Origin of the sequence: Dietzia lutea (genome assembly GCF_003096075.1) — a bacterium.
GTDB lineage: Bacteria > Actinomycetota > Actinomycetes > Mycobacteriales > Mycobacteriaceae > Dietzia > Dietzia lutea.
In genome coordinates this window covers 2,159,585-2,180,978 of the sequence record NZ_CP015449.1, presented here as the reverse complement: position 1 = coordinate 2,180,978, position 21,394 = coordinate 2,159,585, and the positions used below count along the sequence as shown (strand labels likewise).

The 21,394-nt window shown below is 70.7% G+C and carries 21 protein-coding genes and 2 pseudogenes; 8 read left to right on the top strand and 15 right to left on the bottom strand.

Annotated features, from left to right (window positions below):
• Positions 1–37 precede the first annotated feature (37 nt).
• Complete coding sequence (locus A6035_RS09950; protein ID WP_108847655.1) at positions 38–880, bottom strand: SDR family oxidoreductase; 843 nt, start codon at positions 878–880, stop codon at positions 38–40.
• Positions 881–945: 65 nt separating this feature from the next.
• Entirely contained in the window at positions 946–1,632 is a 687-nt protein-coding gene (locus A6035_RS09945) for a phosphate signaling complex PhoU family protein (RefSeq protein ID WP_108847654.1), read from the bottom strand.
• 170 nt (positions 1,633–1,802) lie between these two features.
• Between A6035_RS09945 and A6035_RS09940 the strand changes: the two genes are divergently transcribed.
• The 5 genes from A6035_RS09940 to A6035_RS09920 are packed head-to-tail and all read left to right on the top strand — an operon-like array spanning position 1,803 to position 6,326.
• Positions 1,803–2,345: a DUF4242 domain-containing protein gene (locus A6035_RS09940; RefSeq protein ID WP_108847653.1), complete on the top strand. Its 543-nt coding sequence runs from the start codon at positions 1,803–1,805 to the stop codon at positions 2,343–2,345.
• A complete protein-coding gene (locus tag A6035_RS09935) occupies positions 2,342–3,460 on the top strand; it encodes an acyl-CoA dehydrogenase family protein (protein WP_108847652.1) in 1,119 nt (372 codons plus the stop codon). The genes A6035_RS09940 and A6035_RS09935 overlap by 4 nt, the downstream gene beginning before the upstream one ends.
• A gap of 56 nt (positions 3,461–3,516) precedes the next feature.
• Positions 3,517–4,203: an ABC transporter ATP-binding protein gene (locus A6035_RS09930; RefSeq protein WP_108849204.1), complete on the top strand. Its 687-nt coding sequence runs from the start codon at positions 3,517–3,519 to the stop codon at positions 4,201–4,203.
• Positions 4,204–4,214: 11 nt separating this feature from the next.
• Positions 4,215–5,402, top strand: coding sequence for an ABC transporter substrate-binding protein (locus A6035_RS09925; protein ID WP_108847651.1), 1,188 nt, complete (start codon positions 4,215–4,217; stop codon positions 5,400–5,402).
• Positions 5,403–6,326: an ABC transporter permease gene (locus A6035_RS09920; RefSeq protein ID WP_327512784.1), complete on the top strand. Its 924-nt coding sequence runs from the start codon at positions 5,403–5,405 to the stop codon at positions 6,324–6,326.
• Positions 6,327–6,376: 50 nt separating this feature from the next.
• On the opposite strand, the gene A6035_RS09915 is transcribed toward A6035_RS09920, so the two are convergent.
• The 4 genes and pseudogenes from A6035_RS09915 to A6035_RS09900 all read right to left on the bottom strand — a co-directional run bounded on the left by A6035_RS09915 (position 6,377) and on the right by A6035_RS09900 (position 9,555).
• Positions 6,377–6,859 carry a heme-binding beta-barrel domain-containing protein gene (locus A6035_RS09915; RefSeq protein WP_108847650.1) on the bottom strand — a complete coding sequence of 161 codons (483 nt, stop codon included), beginning with the start codon at positions 6,857–6,859 and terminating at the stop codon, positions 6,377–6,379.
• A gap of 103 nt (positions 6,860–6,962) precedes the next feature.
• The gene (locus A6035_RS09910) at positions 6,963–7,490 is read right to left on the bottom strand and encodes a DUF488 domain-containing protein (RefSeq protein ID WP_108847649.1); all 528 of its coding nucleotides are present in this window, start codon (positions 7,488–7,490) and stop codon (positions 6,963–6,965) included.
• Between the two features lie 149 nt (positions 7,491–7,639).
• Positions 7,640–8,572 (bottom strand): annotated as a pseudogene (locus tag A6035_RS09905) (DUF808 domain-containing protein); the annotation flags it as partial.
• Positions 8,573–8,679: 107 nt separating this feature from the next.
• A complete protein-coding gene (locus A6035_RS09900; protein ID WP_108847647.1) occupies positions 8,680–9,555 on the bottom strand; it encodes an oxygenase MpaB family protein in 876 nt (291 codons plus the stop codon).
• Between the two features lie 103 nt (positions 9,556–9,658).
• Here A6035_RS09900 and A6035_RS09895 point away from each other — a divergent pair, with 103 nt between their 5' ends.
• Entirely contained in the window at positions 9,659–10,396 is a 738-nt protein-coding gene (locus A6035_RS09895; protein WP_108847646.1) for a CPBP family intramembrane glutamic endopeptidase, read from the top strand.
• Here the strand turns inward: A6035_RS09895 and A6035_RS09890 are convergent.
• The 9 genes and pseudogenes from A6035_RS09890 to A6035_RS09850 all read right to left on the bottom strand — a co-directional run bounded on the left by A6035_RS09890 (position 10,371) and on the right by A6035_RS09850 (position 18,865).
• Positions 10,371–11,606: a multidrug effflux MFS transporter gene (locus A6035_RS09890; RefSeq protein WP_108847645.1), complete on the bottom strand. Its 1,236-nt coding sequence runs from the start codon at positions 11,604–11,606 to the stop codon at positions 10,371–10,373. The two genes, A6035_RS09895 and A6035_RS09890, sit on opposite strands and share 26 nt — an antisense overlap.
• Before the next feature lie 42 nt (positions 11,607–11,648).
• Complete coding sequence (locus A6035_RS09885) at positions 11,649–12,170, bottom strand: LGFP repeat-containing protein (protein ID WP_108847644.1); 522 nt, start codon at positions 12,168–12,170, stop codon at positions 11,649–11,651.
• Positions 12,171–12,204: 34 nt separating this feature from the next.
• The gene (locus A6035_RS09880) at positions 12,205–13,902 is read right to left on the bottom strand and encodes a fumarate hydratase (RefSeq protein WP_108847643.1); all 1,698 of its coding nucleotides are present in this window, start codon (positions 13,900–13,902) and stop codon (positions 12,205–12,207) included.
• Positions 13,903–13,965: 63 nt separating this feature from the next.
• Positions 13,966–14,556, bottom strand: a pseudogene (locus tag A6035_RS09875) (protein-L-isoaspartate O-methyltransferase family protein); the annotation flags it as partial.
• A 13-nt stretch (positions 14,557–14,569) separates the two neighbouring features.
• Positions 14,570–14,866, bottom strand: coding sequence for a hypothetical protein (locus tag A6035_RS09870; protein WP_108847641.1), 297 nt, complete (start codon positions 14,864–14,866; stop codon positions 14,570–14,572).
• A 52-nt stretch (positions 14,867–14,918) separates the two neighbouring features.
• A complete protein-coding gene (locus A6035_RS09865) occupies positions 14,919–15,674 on the bottom strand; it encodes an iron ABC transporter ATP-binding protein (RefSeq protein ID WP_108847640.1) in 756 nt (251 codons plus the stop codon).
• Positions 15,671–16,696: an iron chelate uptake ABC transporter family permease subunit gene (locus A6035_RS09860; RefSeq protein WP_108849202.1), complete on the bottom strand. Its 1,026-nt coding sequence runs from the start codon at positions 16,694–16,696 to the stop codon at positions 15,671–15,673. The genes A6035_RS09865 and A6035_RS09860 overlap by 4 nt, the downstream gene beginning before the upstream one ends.
• Before the next feature lie 28 nt (positions 16,697–16,724).
• Entirely contained in the window at positions 16,725–17,738 is a 1,014-nt protein-coding gene (locus A6035_RS09855; protein WP_108849201.1) for an ABC transporter permease, read from the bottom strand.
• A 131-nt stretch (positions 17,739–17,869) separates the two neighbouring features.
• Complete coding sequence (locus A6035_RS09850) at positions 17,870–18,865, bottom strand: siderophore ABC transporter substrate-binding protein (protein ID WP_108847639.1); 996 nt, start codon at positions 18,863–18,865, stop codon at positions 17,870–17,872.
• Between the two features lie 187 nt (positions 18,866–19,052).
• Here A6035_RS09850 and A6035_RS09845 point away from each other — a divergent pair, with 187 nt between their 5' ends.
• Together A6035_RS09845 and A6035_RS09840 are read left to right on the top strand one after the other, a co-directional pair.
• Complete coding sequence (locus tag A6035_RS09845; RefSeq protein WP_108847638.1) at positions 19,053–20,288, top strand: glucose-1-phosphate adenylyltransferase family protein; 1,236 nt, start codon at positions 19,053–19,055, stop codon at positions 20,286–20,288.
• Between the two features lie 80 nt (positions 20,289–20,368).
• Positions 20,369–21,355, top strand: coding sequence for an LLM class F420-dependent oxidoreductase (locus tag A6035_RS09840; protein ID WP_108847637.1), 987 nt, complete (start codon positions 20,369–20,371; stop codon positions 21,353–21,355).
• Positions 21,356–21,394 lie beyond the last annotated feature (39 nt).

The window sequence follows — 21,394 nt, the reverse complement described above, 5'->3', positions numbered from 1 at the left end:
ACCCGGCGGACCTCACCGCCTGGTGACGCGCCGTCGGTCAGCCGCCCCTGGCCATGGAGAGCATCCCGGCCAGGGTGAGGCCGGCCCTGTTCCCGCCGTCGCACAGGATGTCGGTCCCGGTGAGGTAGCCGGGCTTCTCGGAAGCACAGAAGGCGAGGAGTTCGGCGATCTCCTCTGGGGTACCGAACCGCTTGAGTGCGGCCAGGCCGACCATGCGCTCCGATCCGCTCTTCGTCTCGAGGCGGCCCATCTCGGTGTCGAAGCTGCCGGGGGAGACCGAGAGGACGCGGGCGTCCTTCTCGCCGAACGTCGCCGCCATGAACTGGGAGTACCAGATGACGAACGCCTTGCTCAGCGTGTAGGCGGCGCCGGGAGCGCCCCGGCCCGGCGCCAGGGTCGCCATGCGGGTCAGGGCCGAAACCATGCGCGTCGGGTCGCTCATCGCCCAGCGGAAGGCGGGCAAGGGCCGCAGGAACGACGGCAACAGGTGCCCGGCGATGGAGGACACGTTGACCAGAGCCGAGCCGGGGGCCGCCACGGACAGTGCCGTCTCCGTGACGTGGACGGTCCCTAGGGCGTTGATCCGGACGATCTTCTCCGCGTCACCCATCAGGGGGCTCACACCGGCCGCGTGCACCACCGCGCGGAGCCGGCCCGACGTCTGCGCACGGGCGAAGGCCGCGTTCACGGACTCGCGGTCGGTGATGTCGCAGACCGCGCCCTCCGCCTCGACCCCCAGGGCGCCCAGGCGGTCCACTGCGTCGGCGAGCCTGGCGTCATCGAGATCCGCGAGGAGGATCCGGTGATCGCGGCCCAGTATCGCGGCGGTCGCCAGGCCCATCCCGCCGGTGCCGCCGGTGATGATCGCGCTCTGATTCACGCGAAGTCTCCTGTCCGTTGGTCCGGCGCGGGCGACGATCGCGACCCGGCGCGAGGCGGTGTGGCTCAGTCGAGGACGGTGCCGTCCTCGAGGTGGGAGAGTGAGCCGCAGTCAGGGCGCTCTCCGGTGGCGAGATAGACGATCCGGTTGGCGATGCTCACCGTGTGGTCGGCGAAGCGCTCGTAGTAGCGGGCCAGCAGTGCCAGGTCGACTGCGCTGACCGATCCGTGCGGCCAGTCCTCCGACGAGATCTCCTTCATGAGGTCGGCGTGGAGTTGGTCGACGGCGTCGTCCTCGTCGTCGAGGGTCCGCGCCTTGTCGGCGTCGTGGTCGGTGAGCAGCGTCGTGAGCTGTCGGGCCATCTCACCGTCGCGGCGGGCCATCTCGCGGATGAGGGAGACGACGGGCTCGGGGACGACCGTGTGCGGGTGCCGACGGCGGGCCACTCGTGCGATGTGGCCGGCGAGCGCGGACATCCGGGTGAAGTGTTCGACGATGTAGATGCCCGAGACGACCCGGCGGAGGTCACCGGCGACGGGAGCCTCGAGGAGGAGGAGTTCGAAGGCGTGCTGCTCGCTCACCTCGCGGAGGTCCTCCAGTTCGGCGGCGCCATCGATCACTTCCGTGGCGGCGACCTCGTCGGCGTCGAGCAGGGCGGCGGTGGCGCGCTCGAGCAGCCGGGTGTTCGTCTCGCAGAAGCGGATCAGCTGGTCCTCGAACTCGTCGAGCTTGGATCGGAAGACAGTACGCATGACATGACTGTAGTGGCGCCGCCGAGGCCCCGGCTCTCCGTTTTCCCAGTGTTCACCGCGCTGCTCTCCGGAAAGGGGGAGCCCGCCGCGGAATAGTTAGACAGAACAGTCTGTTCTCTCTAGCGTGGGGCGAGACGACGAGACGACGCCCCCGGAAAGGAACACCCCCAATGACTCTCTTCCTCTACGAGATCACCCCCTCGACGGAGCAGCAGGCCGACCCGTCCGCTCTGATCGATTCCATCGCCTCGACCCTCGCCGGGTCCGACGCGGAGGTCATCGAGACCCAGGTGACCAAGGGCGCCTCCCGAGTCTTCACCGTCATCGAACTCCCCGACGACGAGAACGGGGCCTGCGCCGTCGAGGCGCCCGCTCTGGACGCGTCCGCGATCGGTGCGGCCGAGGTGACCGAGCCGGCGCAGGTGCGCCTCGTGGGCACCGACCTCGAGACCATCAAGGCGGCCCGTCCCGAGGCCGGCTACCTGGTCGAATGGGACATCCCCGCCGAGATCGACATGGACACCTACCTCACGCGCAAGAAGGAGAAGTCCCCGAAGTACGCGGAGATCCCCGAGGTCTCCTTCCTGCGCACCTACGTCCGTGAGGACACGGACAAGTGCCTGTGCTTCTACAACGCCCCGGACACCGATGCGGTGGTCCGCGCGCGTGAGATCGTGTCCACCCCCATCTCGCGTCTGCACGAGCTGGCATGAGCACACCCGCGACCGACACCATCACCCACGACCTCGGGGCGCCCAGGGCCCGTCTCACCGCCGGTGAGTTCGGCAGCGTCGACGTGGAGGGTCTCGTCGCGGTGATCGACTCCGTCGCCGCACGCGCCTCCGCGCTGGACCGGAACGAGGCGGATCTGCGTCAGGACATCGCCGCACTCGCCGATCTCGGCCTCTTCGACGTGGACCGCACGCCGGTCTCCGTCGCCGCGGCGGTCATCGAGGCGGTGGCCACGGAGAGCCTCGCCGTCGCGTTCGGCGCGTGGGCGCAGCGGATGACCGCCGCCTACCTGCGGCACTCGGCCGACCGCTCCGACGCGGCGGCCCGGACCTACCGGGCCGTCGCGGACGGCGACCGCCCCGGCGTCACCGGGATGGCGGCCGCCCAGCGACAGGTCGTCGGACTGGGCAACGTCCCGATCTCCGCGACGAAGGTCGACGGTGGTTACCGGATCGACGGGCCGATCGCGTGGGCGTCCAACGTCTATCCGGACAGCACGATCGTTCTCGCGGCCAACACCGAGGACGGGCGCAGCCTGGTCGTCGCCTTCGACGCCTCCGCGCCCGGCGTGGAGATCCGCAACGCTCCGGACCTCCTGGCACTCAACGCGACCGCCTCGACGATGATCGGGCTGGACGGCGTGGTCGTCCCCGACGAGCAGGTGCTCGGCGAGGATCTCGCCGACTTCCTTTCCGGCGTGCGCCCCCAGTTCCTGGTCCTCCAGGCCGCGTTCTGCTCGGGCGTCGCCGCACGGTCGCTGACCGAGGCCGAGGGGCGGCTCGAGGGACTCGGAGCCTTCTACTCGGATGAGCACGCCGATCTCGCCGCGCGGCACACGCACATGCATTCCGAACTGCATCGACTCGGTGCGGCACCGCACGAGGCGTCGCTGAAGGATCTACTGCTCCTGCGGCTCGACGGGGCCGAGATCGCGCCGGCGGCGACGCGGCTCGATGCCGTCCTCTGCGGGGGAATGGGGTACGCCCAGGCGTCCCCGGCCAACCGTCGCATGCGGGAGGCGGCGTTCCTTCCCGTGCAGTCGCCCTCCCAGTCCCAGCTGCGGTGGGAGCTCGACCGGCTCGGGGTCGCGCCGTGACGGCCGGAGTGCTCGAGAAGCCCGTGGCCGTCAGCGTCACGGGCCTCCAGCACCGGCTGCCCGGTGGTCGACCGTTGTTCACCGACCTGGAGCTGCAGGTCCGGTCCGGTGAGTCGCTCGTGCTCCTCGGCCCGTCCGGCGTCGGTAAGTCCACTCTCCTCCGGCTCCTGGCGGGGCTGGAGGAACCGGCCGGGGGGGAACTCCGCGTCGGGTCGGGCAGCACCGGCGGCGGGGGCCACTCATACGCCGTGGTCTTCCAGAAGCCGCTGCTGTACCCGTGGCTGACGGTGCGGGAGAACGTGGCGCTGGGCGGCCGGTTCCGCGCGCTGCGCGGCCGCGTCGACGCCCGACACGTCGACGGTCTTCTCGACCATTTCGGCATCGCCGAGCTCGCCGACTCCCGCCCCGATCAGATCTCGGGCGGGCAGGCGCAGCGTGTCGCGGTCGTCCGTGCCGCCGCGACGCGCCCGGAGATCCTGCTCCTGGACGAGCCCTTCAGCGCACTCGACCCGGTCACCCGGGCTGACTCGCAGCGGTGGCTCGTCGGTGTGACGGCCGACCTCGGGGTCACCACGGTGATGGTGACGCACGACGTGGACGAGGCGCTCGTCGTGGGCTCCCGCATCGCCCTGCTCGGCTCGTCGGGCCGCGTGCAGCAGGAATGGACGAACCCCTCTCACGGCACGACCGACTCGGATCCGGCCCTGCGCGAGAGCATTCTCGCCGCCTACCGGACCGCCTGACCACCGCGGCGATGTCTGATTCTCCCGGGGCCCGGGGCCCCCTTCTCGACCGGCGGGCCCTGCTCAGGGCCGGAGGCGCACTCGCCGTCGGAGCGGGGGCAGTCGGCGGTGCCGCCGCGCTCGGCTCGCTGGTCACGTCGGCGACCGCGCCGCGGGGTGCGGCCACCGACGACATCCGGATCGGCTACCTGCCGATCACCGATGCCGCCCCTCTGCTCGTCGCACACGGAGACGGGTACTTCGAGCGGCAGGAACTCCTCGTCGGTCGACCGGTGTTGTTCCGGTCCTGGTCGTCGCTGATGGAGGCGTTCCTCACCCGTCAGGTGGACCTCATCCACCTCCTCATGCCCTCGGCCGTCCAGCTCCGGTACGTGATCGGCGCGGACGTCAAGGTGGTGAGCTGGAACCACACAGGCGGCGGGGCCATCACCGTCGCTCCGGACGTGACCGAGGTCGGTCAACTCGCCGGCACGCAGGTGGCGATCCCCGGGTGGTGGTCGATCCACAACATCCTGCTGCAGCGGGTCCTGCGCGCGAATGGTCTCACTCCCGTGGCGCGACGGGCCCCGAGCCGGTCGGAGGGCACCGTCGAGTTGGTCGTCATGGGGCCGTCGGACATGATCCCGGCGCTGGCCACCGGTTCCATCTCGGCCTTCACCGTCGCCGACCCGTTCAACGCCGGTGCGGTCGCCCAGGGCGTCGGCTCATTGCACATGCTGCTCGATCAGGTATGGCGGGATCATGCCTGCTGCGTCACGGTCGTCCACCAGGAGCTCATCGACAGTCGTCCGGACACCGTCCAGGCTCTCGTCGACGCCGCCGTGGCGGCGCAGCTCGGGATCACCGCGGATCGCTCGGCGGCCGCCGCGATCCTGTCCGGGAAGAACTATCTGCCGCAGCCGCCCAGGGCGGTCGACGTCGCCATGACCGGAACCGTGCCCGACCCGGGCGGCGGGCCACCGCGCAACCGGATCGACTTCCACCCGTATCCGTTCCCCAGTTTCACCGCCGAGCTGGTGAGGCAGATGCGGACGACGGTCGTCGACGGGGAGACCCGCTTCCTCGACGGCCTCGACCCCGCGGGTATTCATCACGAACTCGTCGACGACAGGTTCGTCCGCACCGCGATCGCCCGCCACGGCGGGCCCGCCGCCCTCGGCCTCCCCGCCTCGCTGACCCGACACGAACGGCTGATCTAGATGACGCGCACCGACCCCACCCCGGACCCGGGCACCGACCCGGTGGCGGCCGACCCGATGATCGCCGGGCCCGGTGCCCCCGAGACCGGAGCCACCAGCGCCGCCGCGGACCGGGCATCGGACGAACCGGCGGTCCCGAGCGTTCGCCGGGGCCGCCGGGGTACCGGCGGAGGCGGTCTCGCCGCTCGCTGGGGCGCCGGTCTGGTGGGACTGCTCCTGGGGCTCGCGGTCTGGGCGCTGCTCACCTCCGGCCTCGTCACAGACGACCCGGTGATCGGAGGCATGTCCCCGGCGGAGACATGGTCCGGCTTCGGCGACCTGCTCGACCGCGGGGTGTTGCTCTCGGATGCCGCGGTCAGCCTGTACCGGCTGGTGGCGGGGCTCGCGGTGGCCGCTCTGCTCGGTGTCCCACTCGGGCTGTGGCTCGGTCTGCGTCGGCGCGCCGAGGCGGTCGCGGGTCCGCTCGTACAGTTCCTCCGGATGATCTCGCCGTTGTCGTGGGCGCCTGTCGCGATCGCCGTCTTCGGGATCGGCAATGAGCCGGTGATCTTCCTCGTCGCCGCGGCGGCGATCTGGCCGATCATGCTCTCCACGTCGTCCGGCGTCCACGCGATGGATCCGGGTTATATCGACGTGGCCCGCACGATGGGCGCCAGCGGGTGGGAGCGACTGACGCGGGTGGTCATCCCGGCGGTGCGACCGGCGATCCTCGGGGGTATCCGACTCGCGCTCGGGACGGCCTGGATCGTGTTGGTGCCCGCAGAGATGCTCGGCGTCCGGTCGGGGTTGGGCTATCAGATCCTCAACGCCCGCGATCAGTTGGCCTACGACCAGGTCATGGCGGTCATCCTGGTCATCGGCGTGCTGGGGTTCGCGCTGGATTCTCTGTCCCGGCTCATCCTGCGGGAGCGCACCGCGCGGTGACGCGCGGACCCGTCGATGGACGGTGCAGGTGCAGGTGCGGGCGCGGGGGGTTACAACCGGCGCAGCTCCGCGCGCAGGTGGTGCGTGAGGGGCACGCCCACGGCCGCCATCGCGAATGTCGTCACCAATCGGTCGCCGGCGATCTCGTATCGCCGACGGGTGGTGACGACCTCCTTGGCGGTGGCACTGCCCACGACGCGCGAGTCGAACTCCAACACCACGGTGTCGGCCTCCGCGACGACCGTGCCCTCGCCCAGTTCGGTCTGCCCGGTGGGCTGGGCCAGGACGAACTCGGCCACGCCGTCGCGAGGCGCGCGGAGGTACCCCGTCTCGGTGTGCATGGGCGAGCCGTTCGGTGCCCACGTCCGCTGTATGTAGTGCAGGAAGGGCTTCCCCACATCCGTGAACGTGAGCTCCTCGGTGTAGGAGAAGTCGTCAATCGTCGGGTACGTCCCCGCGCCGTCGCCCTTCCAGGTCCCGAGAAGTGCCGCCAGGGGCGTGAGGTTCGGGGCGAGCGTCGATGCGGGGTCCATGGCCGTGAGACTAGGCCACGGCCGGGGATGCGGCGATCTCCGACGTCGTGCTGGAGCCGCTCCCGGTGCCGGGTGCGCTCGCCGAGCTCCCGGCGCCCGCTGGTCAGCCGTCCCAGACCGGGTCGCCGTCCTCGTCCAGCCGCAGGCCCTCGCTCGGGGTGTGCTCGGTGATCGATCCCGAGTGCATCAGGTGGCCCACCGGCAGCTCGTGGACGGTCGCCGCCACGTCCGCCACGATCCTGCGGTGGCAGCGCCACCACACCGACTCCGAGCACATCACCGCAACCCGCCGCTCGCGCGCGTCCGCGACGATGCGGGCGAGGGCCTCGCGGAAGGCGGGATCGCGGGTCCAGGCGCTGTACGCCCGGAACGCCTCCACGCGCCACCATGTGTCGGGCGACCGGCGTCGTTGTTCGGCGTTGAGATGTCGGCGCCCGCCGAGGTCCTCCTCCCAGCGGTAGTCGATGCCGGCCTCGCCGACGATCTCGGGCACGGCGCCCTTGGCCGCCGCCTCGTTCGCCCGGCTACCGGGGAACCGCCGGATGTCCACGAGGAGCTCGACTCCGGCGCCGCGGAGCAGGCGGACGAGTTCGTCGCGGTCGAGTCGGCCGTGTCCGACGGTGAGCAGCATCAGCGATCGGTCTCCCGGCCCGTCCCCTCGGGCGCCCGCGGGTGGCCGGCGCCAGCAATGCCGCCGCTGCGCGTGGCATCGCCGCCGCCGACGTCGCCGCCACGAGCCGCATCGCCGTGCGCGGAATCGCCGTCGGCTCCCTCGCCGCCGTGTCCGTCTCCGGACCCCCGCCGGGGGATCAGGTGCATGACCGCGACGATGACCGCGCCCACGGCGAGGCCGAAGACGAGGGCGCACGCCGTGTCGACCAGCCATGCGAGCACGGCGCCGACGCCGGCGACGCCGGTCGCGGGTTCCGCCAGGACGTGCACGAGGTGGTACGGCGCGGTCACGCCGAGCTCGTCGAGGCCCACGAGGAGGATGTGTCCGCCGACCCACAGCATCGCGAGCATCCCGACGAACGAGATCACCTCGAGCACGGTCGGCATCGCCTTGACCAGGCCGCGGCCGAACCGCTGGACGCCGGGGGAGTCCCTACCCGCGAGGTGCAGCCCGACGTCGTCCATCTTCACGATCACCGCGACGACGCCGTAGACGAGCGCGGTGATCCCCAGGCCCACCACCACGAGGATGATCGCCCGCGACCAGAACGACTCGGTCGCGACCTCGTTGAGGGCGATCACCATGATCTCGGCGCTGAGGATGAAATCGGTGGTCACCGCGCTGCGCACCATCCGCGCTTCGGCCTCGGGTCCCTTGTCCACGACGGGCGCGGCCTCTTCGTGGTGTCCCGAGACGCGTTCCCACACCTTTTCGGCGCCCTCGTAGCAGAGGTAGAGGCCGCCGAGCATGAGGATCGGGGTGAGAAGCCACGGGACGAACTGGCTGAGCAGGAGCGCGAAGACGATGATGATCGCCTTGTTGCCCAGCGATCCGAGCGCGATCTTCCGGATGATGGGCAGTTCGCGCGACGGGTCGACATCGCGCACGTACTGGGGCGTGACGGCGGTGTCGTCGACCACGACTCCGGCGGCCTTGACGCTGGCCCGTCCCGCGGCGGCCGCGACATCGTCGGCGCTGGCGGCGGCCATTCGTGCGAGTACCGCGACGTCGTCGAGCAGGGCGGCGAGTCCACCGGCCATGGAAGACCTCATTTCGGGTGGGCGGGCGTGACCCCGCGGACGGGTCCGACTGCGTGGTCGGGTCGTCCCAGGGTATCGCCGGACCCGGGCGGGACGCGGCCCGGCGCTCAGTCCAGGGCGTCGAGGACCCAGCGCAGCGTGGACACGCCGGTGCGTCCGGCCGCGAGCCCCAGGTCGCGGGAACCGAGCGGCCCGGCGGGCAGCTCGAGCATCGCGCGCGCCCACCCGGGCAGTGCCGCGACGGCGCCCTCGCGCAGGAGTGCGTACGCGGGCTTGTCGGTCCACGCCATCGGAGGACCGTCGAGCAGGAAGCGGCGGGCGTCGAGCGCGGCGGGGGAGGCCTCCAGCTCGGGACGGTAGGACTCGAGGGCGTCCTCGAGCTCGCGGACGCTCAGGGGCACGTACCTGGCGCCGAGCATGAGGCCGGTCCGCGCGGCCTGGCGCACGTACTCGTCCCGGTCGGAGGCGAACAGCTTCTCGCGCCCGTAGAGGCGGTGGCACTCGAGGAAGCTCCAGATCTCGGCCACGTGCACCCACCGCAGCAGGTGGGGGTCGCGGGCGTCGTAGGGGCGCCCGCGGTGATCGGTGCCCACGACCGTGCGGTGCGCGCCGTTGATGGCGCGGATGAGGGCGGAGGCGTCGGAGATGGTGCCGAAGGTGGTGGTCGCGATGAACTGGGACGTGCGCTGCAGGCGGCCCCACGGGTCACCGCGGTAGTCGCTGTGTTCGGCGACGCCGGCCATGGCGCCGGGGTGCAGGGACTGGAGCAGGAGCGCGGTGAGACCGGCGGCGAACATCGAGGCGTCGCCGTTGACGCGGCTGATGGCGTCGTCGGGGGAGTTCCACCGCTCGCCCTCGGAGAGCCAGATCTGGTGCCGGCGGGCGTCGGCGTCGTCGCCGGCGATCCTCGAGCGGACCACCAGGCCCACCCTGCGTCGGGCGCCGGTCAGGGCGCGGGACGCGGTCGTCGTCACCGTGGTCATGGCGGACACCACCTTGTGCCGGAGCGGTCGTCGTGGGACGAAAGCGGTTGTCCGCGTCACCATACCCCCGGTACGGACCCGGCGCGAGGTATCGTCGCGGGTGATGTCTCCGCACGACCGCGTCCTGTTCGACCGCTCTCGCCTCCGGGAGGTGGCCGGGGTCGTCGGGGTCCTGGGGACGTTGGTGGCCATCAACCTCACCGCGAACCTGGCGGAGCTGCCGTACCGCGAGTGGGTCGTGCCGTTGGCCGTGCTCGCGATGGTCGTGGTCGTCAAGATCCGCGGCATGCACTGGGCCGAGTTGGGCCTGTCCCTGCGACACATGCCGCGCGGACTGGCGTACGGCCTCGCCGCGACCGTGGCCGTGGCCGTGGTGGTGACGGCCGGGTGTCTGATCCCGGCGACCAGCCCGTTCTTCCTCTCCGAGCGCTACTCGGATCTGCGGATGGCGGTGTTCTCCGCGCTCGTGCTCATCCCGTTGATGACCGTCCTGCCGGAGGAATTCGCGTTCCGCGGCGTCCTGCAGGGCGCCCTCGAGCGGTCCTTCGGCACCACAGGGGTCTTCGTGATCGGTTCGCTGGCGTTCGGTCTGTGGCACGTCACGTCGTCGTTGGGCCTGACGGCCGGCAACGCCGGGCTGGCGGAGGTCCTGGGGACGGGGCTGGTCGGTCAGCTCGCCGGGATCGGCCTGGCGGTGGCCGCGACGTCCGTGGCGGGCGCGGGGTTCATCTGGATCCGCCGCCGCAGCCGGAGTCTGCTGGCACCGATCGGCCTGCACTGGGCGTTCAACGCCGTCGGCGCGCTGGCCGCGGCGCTCACGTGGCGCGCACTGGCCGGCTGAGCACCGCCCACGCGGCCACCACGGCGACCGCCGCGCACGTGCCCATCACCGCGAGCATCGGGACGGCCGAGTGCGGTCCGGCGAGGCCGGTCAGCGGCGAGACCAGCGCGGCCAGGCTGAACTGCGCGGCGCCGAGCAGCGCCGACCCGGCGCCGGAGTTACCGCGCGTGGCCTGCATGGCCAGGGCCACCGCGTTGGGCAGGACCGTACCGATCGACAGCGTGAGCAGGATGAACCCGACCGTGACCGGTGCCAGCGCGAGGGTGCCGGCGGGGGAGAGGGCGACGACGACGACGAGGAACACGATCGCCACGACCATGCCCGCCACCCCGGTGCCCATGAGCCTCTCCGGGGCGAACCTGCCCACCAGCCGCGCACCCGCGAGGTTCGACACGAGGATGCCCAGTGCGTTGACGGTGAAGGCGATCGCGTAGGCGGTGGGCGACAGGCCGACCATGTCCTGGTAGATGAACGGGCTGGCCGAGATGTAGGCGAACAGGACGCCGAAGGTGAACACGAACACCGACACGCGTGCGGCGAACGCCCCGCGCGTGGCCACCGCCCGCATGCCGGAGACGGTCGCGCGCACGCCGCCGGGGCGTCGGTCCGCGGCCGGCAGCGACTCGGGCACGGCCACGGCCACGCCGACGGCCGTGACGGCGGCCAGCGCGGCGAGCAACCAGAACACGCCCCGCCAGCCGCCGAACGGCACCACCGCGCCGCCGACGAGCGGGGCGAGCACCGGGGCGACGGACTGGATGGCCATGAGCGTGGCGAACGCCTTGGCCACCCCGGCGCCCCGGCCCACGTCGACGACCACGGCCTTGGCCAGCACGACGCCGGCGGCGCCGAAGAAGCCCTGGGCCACCCGCCCGGCCAGCAGCACCCAGATGGACGGCGCGAGCGCGCAGACGACGGCCGCGAGTGCGGTCCCGATCGCGCCCGCCAGGAGGAGGGCCCGGCGGCCCGTCCGGTCCGAGAGCGGGCCGATCACCAGCTGGCCCAGCGCCAGCGACACCATGAACGCCGTGAGCGTGAGTTGCGCGGTCGAGGCGGTGACCCCGAACTCGTCGACGACCAGCGGCAGCGCCGGCAGGTAGGTGTCGGTGGCGAAGGGGCCGATCGCCCCGGTCAGCGCCAGCGCGACGAGCGTCGTGGCCGGGACGGTGCCGGCGGTCGGAGGCGGTGTCGGGGAGGGGGTGGAGGTCACGACTGGACGATATCGCCGCCGTGACCGCCGGGCCCGGCCGGGTCAGTCGGTCTCCACCTCGGCGACCCCGTCGAGGTAGGTGATGACGCCGCCCTCGAACGTGGAGATCCAGCCGCCATCCGTGGTGGCCTCGTCCGCCGTGGGGAAGCCGAGATCGCCCGCCGGGCCGCCCGCCTCGCGGTAGGCGGCGAGGATCTCGCCCTGGACGACGAACGGGCGACCCCGTGGCGTCAGGACGATCGCGCCCCGCTCGAAATCGACGACCGAACCACCCGCCACCTCCGTCGCGGGCCCCGTCACCCGGCCGAGCGTGCCCTGCTCGCCACCGAGTTCCTCCCAGCGCTGAGCCACCGCCGCCGGGATGTCGACCGGGGAACCGGCGGGCCCGGGTACGGGGGTCGAGCTCGTCGTCGTCGCCGTCTCCGCCGGCGTCACCGCGCTCGGCGACGCCGGCGCGGCGGAGTCCCCCGCGGTGGGGCCGTCGTCGGACGAACAGGCCACCAGGCCGGCACCGGTGAACACGGCCAGGGCGAGAGGGGCGAGGACACGCGTGATCCTGTCCATGGCGCCGATCCTAGTCGCCCGTCGCCGGCGGCGGTCAGAGGCCGGGGCGCTTGCCGATCGTCAGCGTGACCTCACCGGTGTGGGCGAAGAAGTCCTCGCCCTTGTCGTCCACCACGATGAACGCGGGGAAGTCCTCGACCTCGATCTTCCACACCGCCTCCATGCCGAGTTCCTCGTACTCGATGATCTCGACGTGCTTGATGCAGTCCTGCGCCAGGCGAGCGGCCGGGCCGCCGATCGAGCCCAGGTAGAAGCCTCCGTACGTCGCGCACGCGTCGGTGACCTGCTTGGAGCGGTTCCCCTTGGCCAGCATGACCATGGAACCGCCGGCAGCCTGGAACTGCTCGACGTAGGAGTCCATGCGGCCGGCCGTGGTCGGGCCGAACGATCCCGACGGCATGCCCTCCGGTGTCTTGGCCGGGCCCGCGTAGTACACGGGGTGGTCCTTGAGGTACTGCGGCATCTCCTCGCCCGCGTCCAGGCGCTCCTTGATCTTGGAGTGCGCGATGTCGCGCGCCACGACCAGCGGGCCGGACAGCGAGAGCCGCGTCTTGACCGGGTGCTTGCTCAGCTCGGCGAGGATCTCCGGCATCGGCCGGTTGAGGTCTATCTTCACCGCCGCGCCCTTGCCCGTGCCGGAGACGCCGTCGGTCGCGGCGTCGAGCTCCGCGTCCGTGGTGGCCGGCAGGTATCGGCCCGGGTTGACCTCGAGCTGCTCGAGGAACACGCCCTCCGGGGTGATCTTGGCCTTGGCCTGGCGGTCCGCCGAGCACGAGACCGCGATCGCCACGGGCAGGGAGGCGCCGTGGCGGGGCAGGCGCACCACACGCACGTCGTGGCAGAAGTACTTGCCGCCGAACTGCGCGCCGATGCCGATCTCCTGCGTGAGCTCGAAGACCTTCTCCTCGAGCTCCGTGTCGCGGAACCCGCGGCCGGTCATCGCGCCCTCGCGGGGCAGCTCGTCGAGGTAGTGCGCGGAGGCCAGCTTGGCGGTCTTGAGCGCGAACTCCGCCGACGTGCCGCCCACGACGATCGCCAGGTGGTACGGCGGGCACGCGGCGGTGCCCAGGGAGCGGATCTTCTCCTCGATGAACTGCATCATCCGCTCGGGGTTCAGGATCGCCTTGGTCTCCTGGTACAGGAACGACTTGTTGGCCGACCCACCGCCCTTCGCCATGAAGAGGAACTTGTACGCGTTCTCGGACCCGGGTGCGGTGTTGGCGCCGATCTCGATCTGCGCGGGCAGGTTGGAGCCGGTGTTCTTCTCGTCCCACATGGTGATGGGCGCGTTCTGCGAGTAGCGCAGGTTGAGTCGGGTGAACGCGTCGTAGACGCCGCGGGCGACCGCCTCCTCGTCCGGGCCTGGGGTCAGCACGTGCTGGCCGCGCTCGCCCTTGACGATGGCCGTGCCGGTGTCCTGGCACATGGGCAGCACACCGCCGGCGGCGATGTTGGCGTTCTTCAGCAGGTCCAGCGCGACGAACTTGTCGTTGTCGCTGGCCTCGGGATCGTCGAGGATCTTGGCGACCTGCGCGAGGTGGTCACTACGGAGGTAGTGGGATATGTCGTGCATCGCGGTCTCGGTGAGCAGGCGGATGGCCTCGGGGGCCACCTTGAGGAATGTCATGCCGTCGGGGCCCTGCACTGTCGAGACGCCCTCGGTGGTGAGAAGGCGGTACTCGGTGGTGTCCTCCCCGACGGGAAGAAGGTCCTCGTAGAGGAAGTCGGCCATCGACGGCTCCTGGGTCTGCAGGTGGATGAACTGCGCCCCAGGATAGTTGCCGGATCATGCTGGTCAGAATCGGGTGTGGATCAAGGGCACGAACCGGTAGCCGCCGTGCGAGCTGATCTCGAGGTCGGCACCCGACCGCCGGACCCGGTGCATCCGGTCCGCCCACGGCGCGACCATGACCCCGTTCTCGGCGAGTTGGCCGACGAGGTCGTGTGGGAGGTCGTCGGCCATCGCGGAGACGAGGATGCGGTCGAACGGCGCGTGCCCCGGGAGACCGAGGACCCCCGGCTCGGCGTGGTGGACGTGGACCCACGGTTGGTCGATCGCCTCGCGGGAGCGTTCCACAAGCTCCGGGACGAGCTCGACTGCGTGGACTTCCGAGTCGGGCCCGCCGAGCTCGCCGAGGATCGCGGAGGTCCATCCGCTGCCGGAGCCCACGTCGAGCACCCGCATACCGGGGAACGGTTCGAGGAGCGCCAGCATGGCCGCCACGGTGGACGGCTGGGAGTTGGTCTGCCCGTGCCCGATGGGCAGCGGGGCGTCGAGGATGTGGTCCCCGACGACCTCCGGCGGGAGGAAGCGGCGGCGGTCCTGCGCACGCATCGCCTCCGCGATGTCCGGGACGCTCACTGCGACACCTCCTTCCCGCCGGGTCCGGACGAGCCGGTCAGGCCTCGCCTAGGACGCGGCTCTCGCCGTCCGGGTCGAGATCGTCGATCTCGTCGCGGGGCTCGGGGGAGACCCCCTCGTCCTCCGGCTCCGGGCTGTCGACGTCCGGGCGCTCGGCCGCGAGCTTGTCGTCGAGGTCGTCGTTCTCCTCGATCGGCTTCCACGTCTCCGGCGCGTCGACGGTCAGGTCCTCGTTGTCGTTCGTGATGACGTCGGCGTCGAGCCCCTCGCTACCGTCCAGCGTGTTCTCGTCGTAGTCACCGTCGGTGTCCTGGTCGTACTGTCGTTCGGTCATGCCCCCGATTGTCCTGAATCCGGTGCGTTCCCGCATCCGGTCGCCAGGAGTCTCAGTAGTAGCAGGCGAGCTTGCCGTCGGGCCCGTCGATGACCGTCACCGGGGTGTCGAAGACCCTGCTCAGGACCTGGTCGGTCATGATCTCGGCCGGCGGGCCGAACTCGACCACCGCGCCGTTCTTCATGGCGCAGATGTGATCCGCGTAGTGCGAGGCGAAGTTGATGTCGTGCAGCACGATCACGATGGTGCGGCCCAGCTCCTCCGCGGCGTTGCGCAGGTGCTTCATCATCTGGACCGAGTGCCGCATGTCGAGGTTGTTCAGCGGCTCGTCCAGCAGGACGTAGTCGGTCTGCTGGCTCAGGACCATCGCCACGTAGGCGCGCTGGCGCTGCCCGCCCGACAGCTGGTCCAGGTACCGGTTCTCGAGGTCGGCCAGGTCGAGGAAGTCGATCGCCTGGGAGATGATCTCCTCGTCGGCCACCGTGAGCCGGCCCTTGGAGTGGGGGAACCGGCCGAAGCCCACGAGCTGACGCACGGTGAGCCTGGTGATGAAGTGGTTCTCCTGGCGCAGGATCGACACGATCCGCGCCAGGTCCTTGGACCTGGTGGTGCTCACGTCGTAACCGGCGACCTCGATCACGCCCTCGTCGAGTCCCATCAGGCGCCCGATCATGGTGAGCATGGTGGACTTGCCGGCCCCGTTCGGGCCGACGAGCGCCGTGATGCCACCGCGGGGGATCTCGAGGTCGACGGGGCCGATGGTGACCGCGTCGGAGTAGTTCTTGGAGACCTTCTCGAGGGTGATCACAGGCGTCCCTTTCTGAGGATGACGAAGAGGAAGACCGAGCCGCCGATCACCTCGATGATGATCGAGACGACGCCCTGCGCGTAGAAGACGTGCTTCATGATGAAGTACGCGCCGGAGAGGACGACGAAGCCGAGCAGGGCGGCGACGGGGAAGATGTAGCGGTGGTCATAGCTGTCGGCGAACTGGTACGCCAGCGTGGCCACGAGGAAGCCGAGGAACGTCATCGGGCCGACCAGGGCGGTGGACACCGCCATGAGGATCGAGACGAAGAACAGCGTCCGCATCACCTCGCGGCGGTGGTCGAGCCCGAGGTTCTGGGTGATGTCCTTGCCCAGTGAGACCACGTTGAGCCGCTTGGCGCTGAGCACCAGCATGACGGCCGCGAACAGGCACAGCGGGATGGCCACCGGGAAGTAGGACACCTCCGCGTTGGCCATCGAGCCGAACAGCCGGGCGGTGAGGATGTCGAAGTCGCTGGGGGTGAGCAGGCGCTGCATGAACGTCGAGATCGATCCGAGCCCGCCGCCGATCACGATGCCGATGAGCAGCATGACCTGGATGTTGGCGTAGCGACCGGAGAGCAGCCAGCCGTAGAGCGCCACGGACAGCCCCACCATGAGCGCCACCTGCAGGACGAACTGCGGAAGGCCCGTCAGCGCCATGAGGCCGGCGGCGCCGAGGAAGTAGATGGCCGAGGTCTGGACCGCGACGTACAGGGCCTCGAACCCCATGATCGACGGGGTCACGATGCGGTTGTTGGCGACGGTCTGGAAGCTCACCGTGGCGAGGGCCTGGCAGAGTGCGACGATCACCATGACCACGACGGTGGTGGTGCGGAGTTCGGCCACGCGCCAGAAGCCGGTGGAACCGATCGGCATGGGGTTGTCCCAGGCGAGGATGCCGAACCCGAACCCCACCGCCAGCAGGATCAGGGCGGCCAGCACGATCCAGTAGCGACGGCGGGAGCGGGGGGTAGGCAGCGGGCCGCTCTCCCGATGGGATGCGGAGGACGACCCGGGCATCGCCCCGGGGTCCACCGCGGCGTCGCGGCTATCCATTGCTGCGCTGCCTCAGCAGGAGGGAGACGAACACGATCGAGCCGACGATGCCCAGGATGAGCGAGACGGGGACCTCGAACGGCATGATCACGGTCCGCCCGACGAGGTCGCAGACGGTCACGATCCCGATGCCGAGCAGGCACACCCAGGGGAGGTTGGACCGCAGGTCGTCGCCCCGGATGAGGGAGACGATGTTGGGCACGATGAGTCCGAGGAAGGGCAGGTTGCCCACCACGACGGTGACGACGCCGGTGGCGACGGAGATCAGGGCGGTGCCGACGAGCAGGATGCGGTTGTAGTTGAGGCCGACGTTGGTCGAGATCTCCTCGCCGAGGCCGGCCACGGTGAAGCGGTCGGCGACGATGAACACCGCGAGCCCGACGAGGGCGACGATCCACAGGACCTCGTACTGGCCGCGGATGACGGATGTGAAGCTCCCCGCGAACCAGATGCCGAGGCTCTGCAGCATGTCGGTCTGCAGGGCGATGAAGGTGGAGACCGAGCCGACCACGGCGCCGAGCATGATGCCGACGATCGGGACGATGAGCGAGGACCGCAGCGAGACGCGGCGCAGGAACAGGAAGAACACCATCGTCCCGATGAAGGCGGCGATGACGGCCGCGACCATGCGCGTGAGGATGTCCGCCTCGGGGTAGAGGATCAGGACGGCGAGCAGGCCCAGCCCGGCCCACTCGGTGGTCCCGGTGGTGGTCGGTTCGACGAAGCGGTTCTGGGTGAGCAACTGCATCACGAGTCCGGACATGGCCATCGCGGCGCCGGCGAGGACGAGGGCGATGGTGCGGGGGACCCGGGTGATGCCGAACATCTCGCCGCCGTCGTCGGCGCCGAAGACGTCATAGACGCCGGTGAACAGGGAGAGCGCCAGGAGGGCGGCCACCACGAGGAACCCGATCAGGAGTTTCCAGTCGAAGAGCCGGCCCTTCGATCGGGCGCGGGCGGGGGGCGTACCGGCTCCGGGCGGGGGAGCGGTGGAAGAGGTCGTCACGTCGGTCGTCAATCGGTGTCGTCACGGGCAGGGCGGGGTGCCGTCTGTGCCGGGAGCGCCCCGGGAGACGACGACGAGGGTGGGGCCACCGTAGACGGTGGTCCCACCCTCCTCCGACGGGTGTCGGGTGATCAGTTCTTCGCCTCGAGCTTGTCGGCCAGAGTGTTGAGGAACTCGGTGTACGTCTGGATGCTCTCGTTGGTGTAGGTGTCCGCGGGCATGTAGACGATGTTGTCCTCGCGGACGGCGGTGACGCCCTGGAGCGCCTGCGACTCGGCGAGCAGCTCGCTGGCCGGTCGGTAGCCCGGGTCGTCGGCGCCGGTCGCGGTGCCGCCGTCGCGGTCCATGACGATCATGATGTCCGGGTTGGAGTCGGCGATGGCCTCGACCGAGATGTCGTCGCCCTGGTGGTTGTCGGAGCCCTCCTCGACCTCGAGCGACGGGGTGAGTCCGAGGACGTCGAACAGCGGGCCGATGGTGCGGCCGGTGCCCGGGGTGACGTAGTTGATGTTGCCGCCGGAGGTGATGACGCCCATGACGGTGTCGTCGGCGGAGTAGGCGGCCTTCACGCGCTCGATCGCGGCGTCGAGGTCGGCGTTGAGCTGCTCGGCCTCGGCCTCCTTGCCGAAGATCTCACCCAGAGCGGTGGTCTGGCGCTTGAGCTCGGCGTCGAGCGGCTGTCCGTCACGCGGATCGAGGGAGATGATCGTGGCGTCGGGGACCAGGCGGGCGAAGTCGTCGTGGTACTGCGTGAAGCGCTGGCCGTTGATGATCAGGTCCGGCTCGGCGGCGACGACGGCCTCGAGGTCGGGCTCGCGGTGGTTGCCCAGGTCGATGATGCTCTCGTCGGTCTTGTAGGCGATGGTGCCCGGCATCAGGGACACCGCTGCGGCCTTGAGCTCGACGCCCCAGTCGGACAGCGTCTCGAACGTGCGGTTGTCCGTCGCGACCACGGACTGCGGGGGGACGGTGACGGTCTGGATGCCGTTGTTGTCCTCGATCTCGATGGTCGTGGTCTCGCCGCCCTCGGCGGCCGTGTTCTCGACGTCGCCGTCCGAACCACAGGCGGTCAGACCGAGAGCAAGCGCGCTGAGGACAGCGCCGATACGAAGCCGTGTAGAAGTCATGATTCCCTTGCTTTGCTGTGACTGGGGTCAACGCCGCCCCGTTGTGACGGGCACCGCTTAGCCAAACCTAACCTAACCGAATATGTAGCCGCAAACCCGGGCGGGCACGCCGCGCCGGCAGGGCGACCACGGCTACAGTGGGGCGCCTGATGCGCCGTCACCGGCGGTGCGGGAGAGGAGACCTCGCATGGCACCGTTGTCCGTGGTCACGATCGTCCTCGCCGGTGGCGCGGGATCCCGCCTCCGCGCCCTCACCCGGGACAGGGCCAAGCCGGCCGTGCCCTACGGCGGTGGGTACCAGCTCATCGACTTCTCGTTGAGCAACGCGGCCAACTCGGGCCTGAGAGATGTCTGGGTGGTCCAGCAGTTCCACCCGGTGTCACTGGGTTCTCATCTGCGCAGCGGCCGCCCGTGGGATCTCGATCGTCTGGATGGGGGCCTGCTGGTCCTGCACCCGTCGCAGGGGACCGGCCGCGACGGGTTCCACTCGGGGACTGCCGACGCGCTGTGGAAGCAGGTCGAGCCGCTACGTGAGGCCGCCCCGGAGGTGACCGTCGTGCTCAGTGCCGACGCGGTGTACCGCCTCGACTACGACCGTCTGGTCCGCGACCACCTGGAGTCCTCCGCCGAGGTCACGATGGTCACCACCCGCGTCGACCCGGGGGACGCGGGCCGCTACGGGGTGGTCCGCGTGGCCGACGACGGCACGATCACCGACTACGCGTACAAGCCCGACGACCCGGCCACCGACCTCATCTGCGCGGAGATCTTCGTCTTCGACACCGCCGCCCTGATCCGGCACCTCGAGGAGGCGCACGCGGACGTCGCCGCCGACGGGGGTGACGCCGACATGGGCGACATCGGCGACAACGTCCTTCCGGCGATGGTCGGGGCCGGGCGGGCCCGTGAGTGGCGGCACGACGAGTACTGGCGCGATGTGGGCACCGTCGAGTCGTACTGGGCGGGGCACATGGATCTGCTCGGTGAGCCCCCCGTGCACGAGCTCGACGTCCCGGGGTGGACGTTGCGGACCGCGTCGGCGTTCAGCGGACCGGCCAGGACGGGCCCGGACGCCCAGGTGACGGCGTCGCTGGTCGGTCACGGCGCGATCGTGCGTGGAGTCGTGGAGCACTCGGTGATCGGACCCGGAGCCGTCGTCGAGGAGGGGGCGCGGGTCCGCGACAGTGTGATCCTGCCCGGCGCCGTGGTGCGTTCCGGGGCGCGGGTGGAGACCGCCGTCGTCGACGCCGGGGTCGAGGTGCCGGCCGATGCGCGCATCGGGGAACCGCAGCCGGGCGCCGACGAGTCCACGGTGCGGGTGGCGCTGTTGGGCTCCGCGCAGGACGGGGCGCGGCCGTCCGGCTTCACCCTGGAGGCGGGGAAACTGGATCCGCCCGACGACGACGAGGACTCCAGCGTCTGACGTGGGCCGCCCGCCGGGTGGATCGGGACCGGCCGGCTCGATCCCGCCGGGGGCGGCCGGCGCGGCGCTACGCTCGTGCCATGCGATTCGGTCTCTTCCTGCCCCAGGGCTGGCGCCTCGATCTGGTCGACGTGCCGGCCGACCGCCACTGGCCCGTGATCTCCGATCTCGCCGCCCGCGCCGACGCCGGCCCGTGGGAGTCCGTGTGGGTCTACGACCACATGCACACCGCGCCCCTGACCTCGTCCGAGGCGACCCATGAGGCGTGGAGCCTGATGTCGGCGCTCGGCGCGGTGACCTCGCGGGTGCGGCTAGGCCAGATGTGCACGTGTCTCGGGTACCGCAACCCGGCCCTGCTCGCGAAGATCGCCGCGACGGTCGACCACATCTCCGGTGGCCGGGTGGAGATGGGGATCGGCGCGGGGTGGTACGAACACGAGTGGCGCGCGTACGGCTACGGCTTCCCGTCCGCCGGTGAACGTCTGGGGATGCTCGACGAGGGCGTGCGCATCATGCGCGAGGCCTGGTCGCAGGGCGTCGTGTCGCTGGAGGGCGAGCACTACCGGGTGGACGGGGCGATCGTGCAGCCGCAGCCGCTGCAGCCGGGCGGCATCCCCGTCTGGGTCGCGGGCGGGGGAGAGCGCAAGACCCTGCGGATCGCCGCCCGGCACGCCGACTACACGAACTTCGACGGCACCCCCGACGGTTTCGCCCACAAGGCGGAGGTCCTGCGCGGGCACTGCGCGGATCTGGGCCGCGACCCGTCGGAGATCACCATGACGGCCAACTACAACGTGGCCATCGGCGAGACGGAGAAGGAGGTCGCCGATCGGTTGGCGTCACTCCGGGACCGCATGGCCCGTCACGTGGGCGCGGACGAGGCGGAGCGCCAGCTGGGGGCGTACCGGGGCCTGCCCGGGGTCGGGACGCCGGAGCAGATCGTCGAGAAGCTCACCGCGCTGCGGGACCTGGGCATGGACTACGGCATCTTCTACTTCCCGGAGATCACGACCGACACCTCGGGCCTCGAGCTGTTCGAGCGAGAGGTCATCCCGGCGTTGAGCTGAAGCCCGGCGGTGTCGGGGCCCCGGCGCCCGCGTCGACAC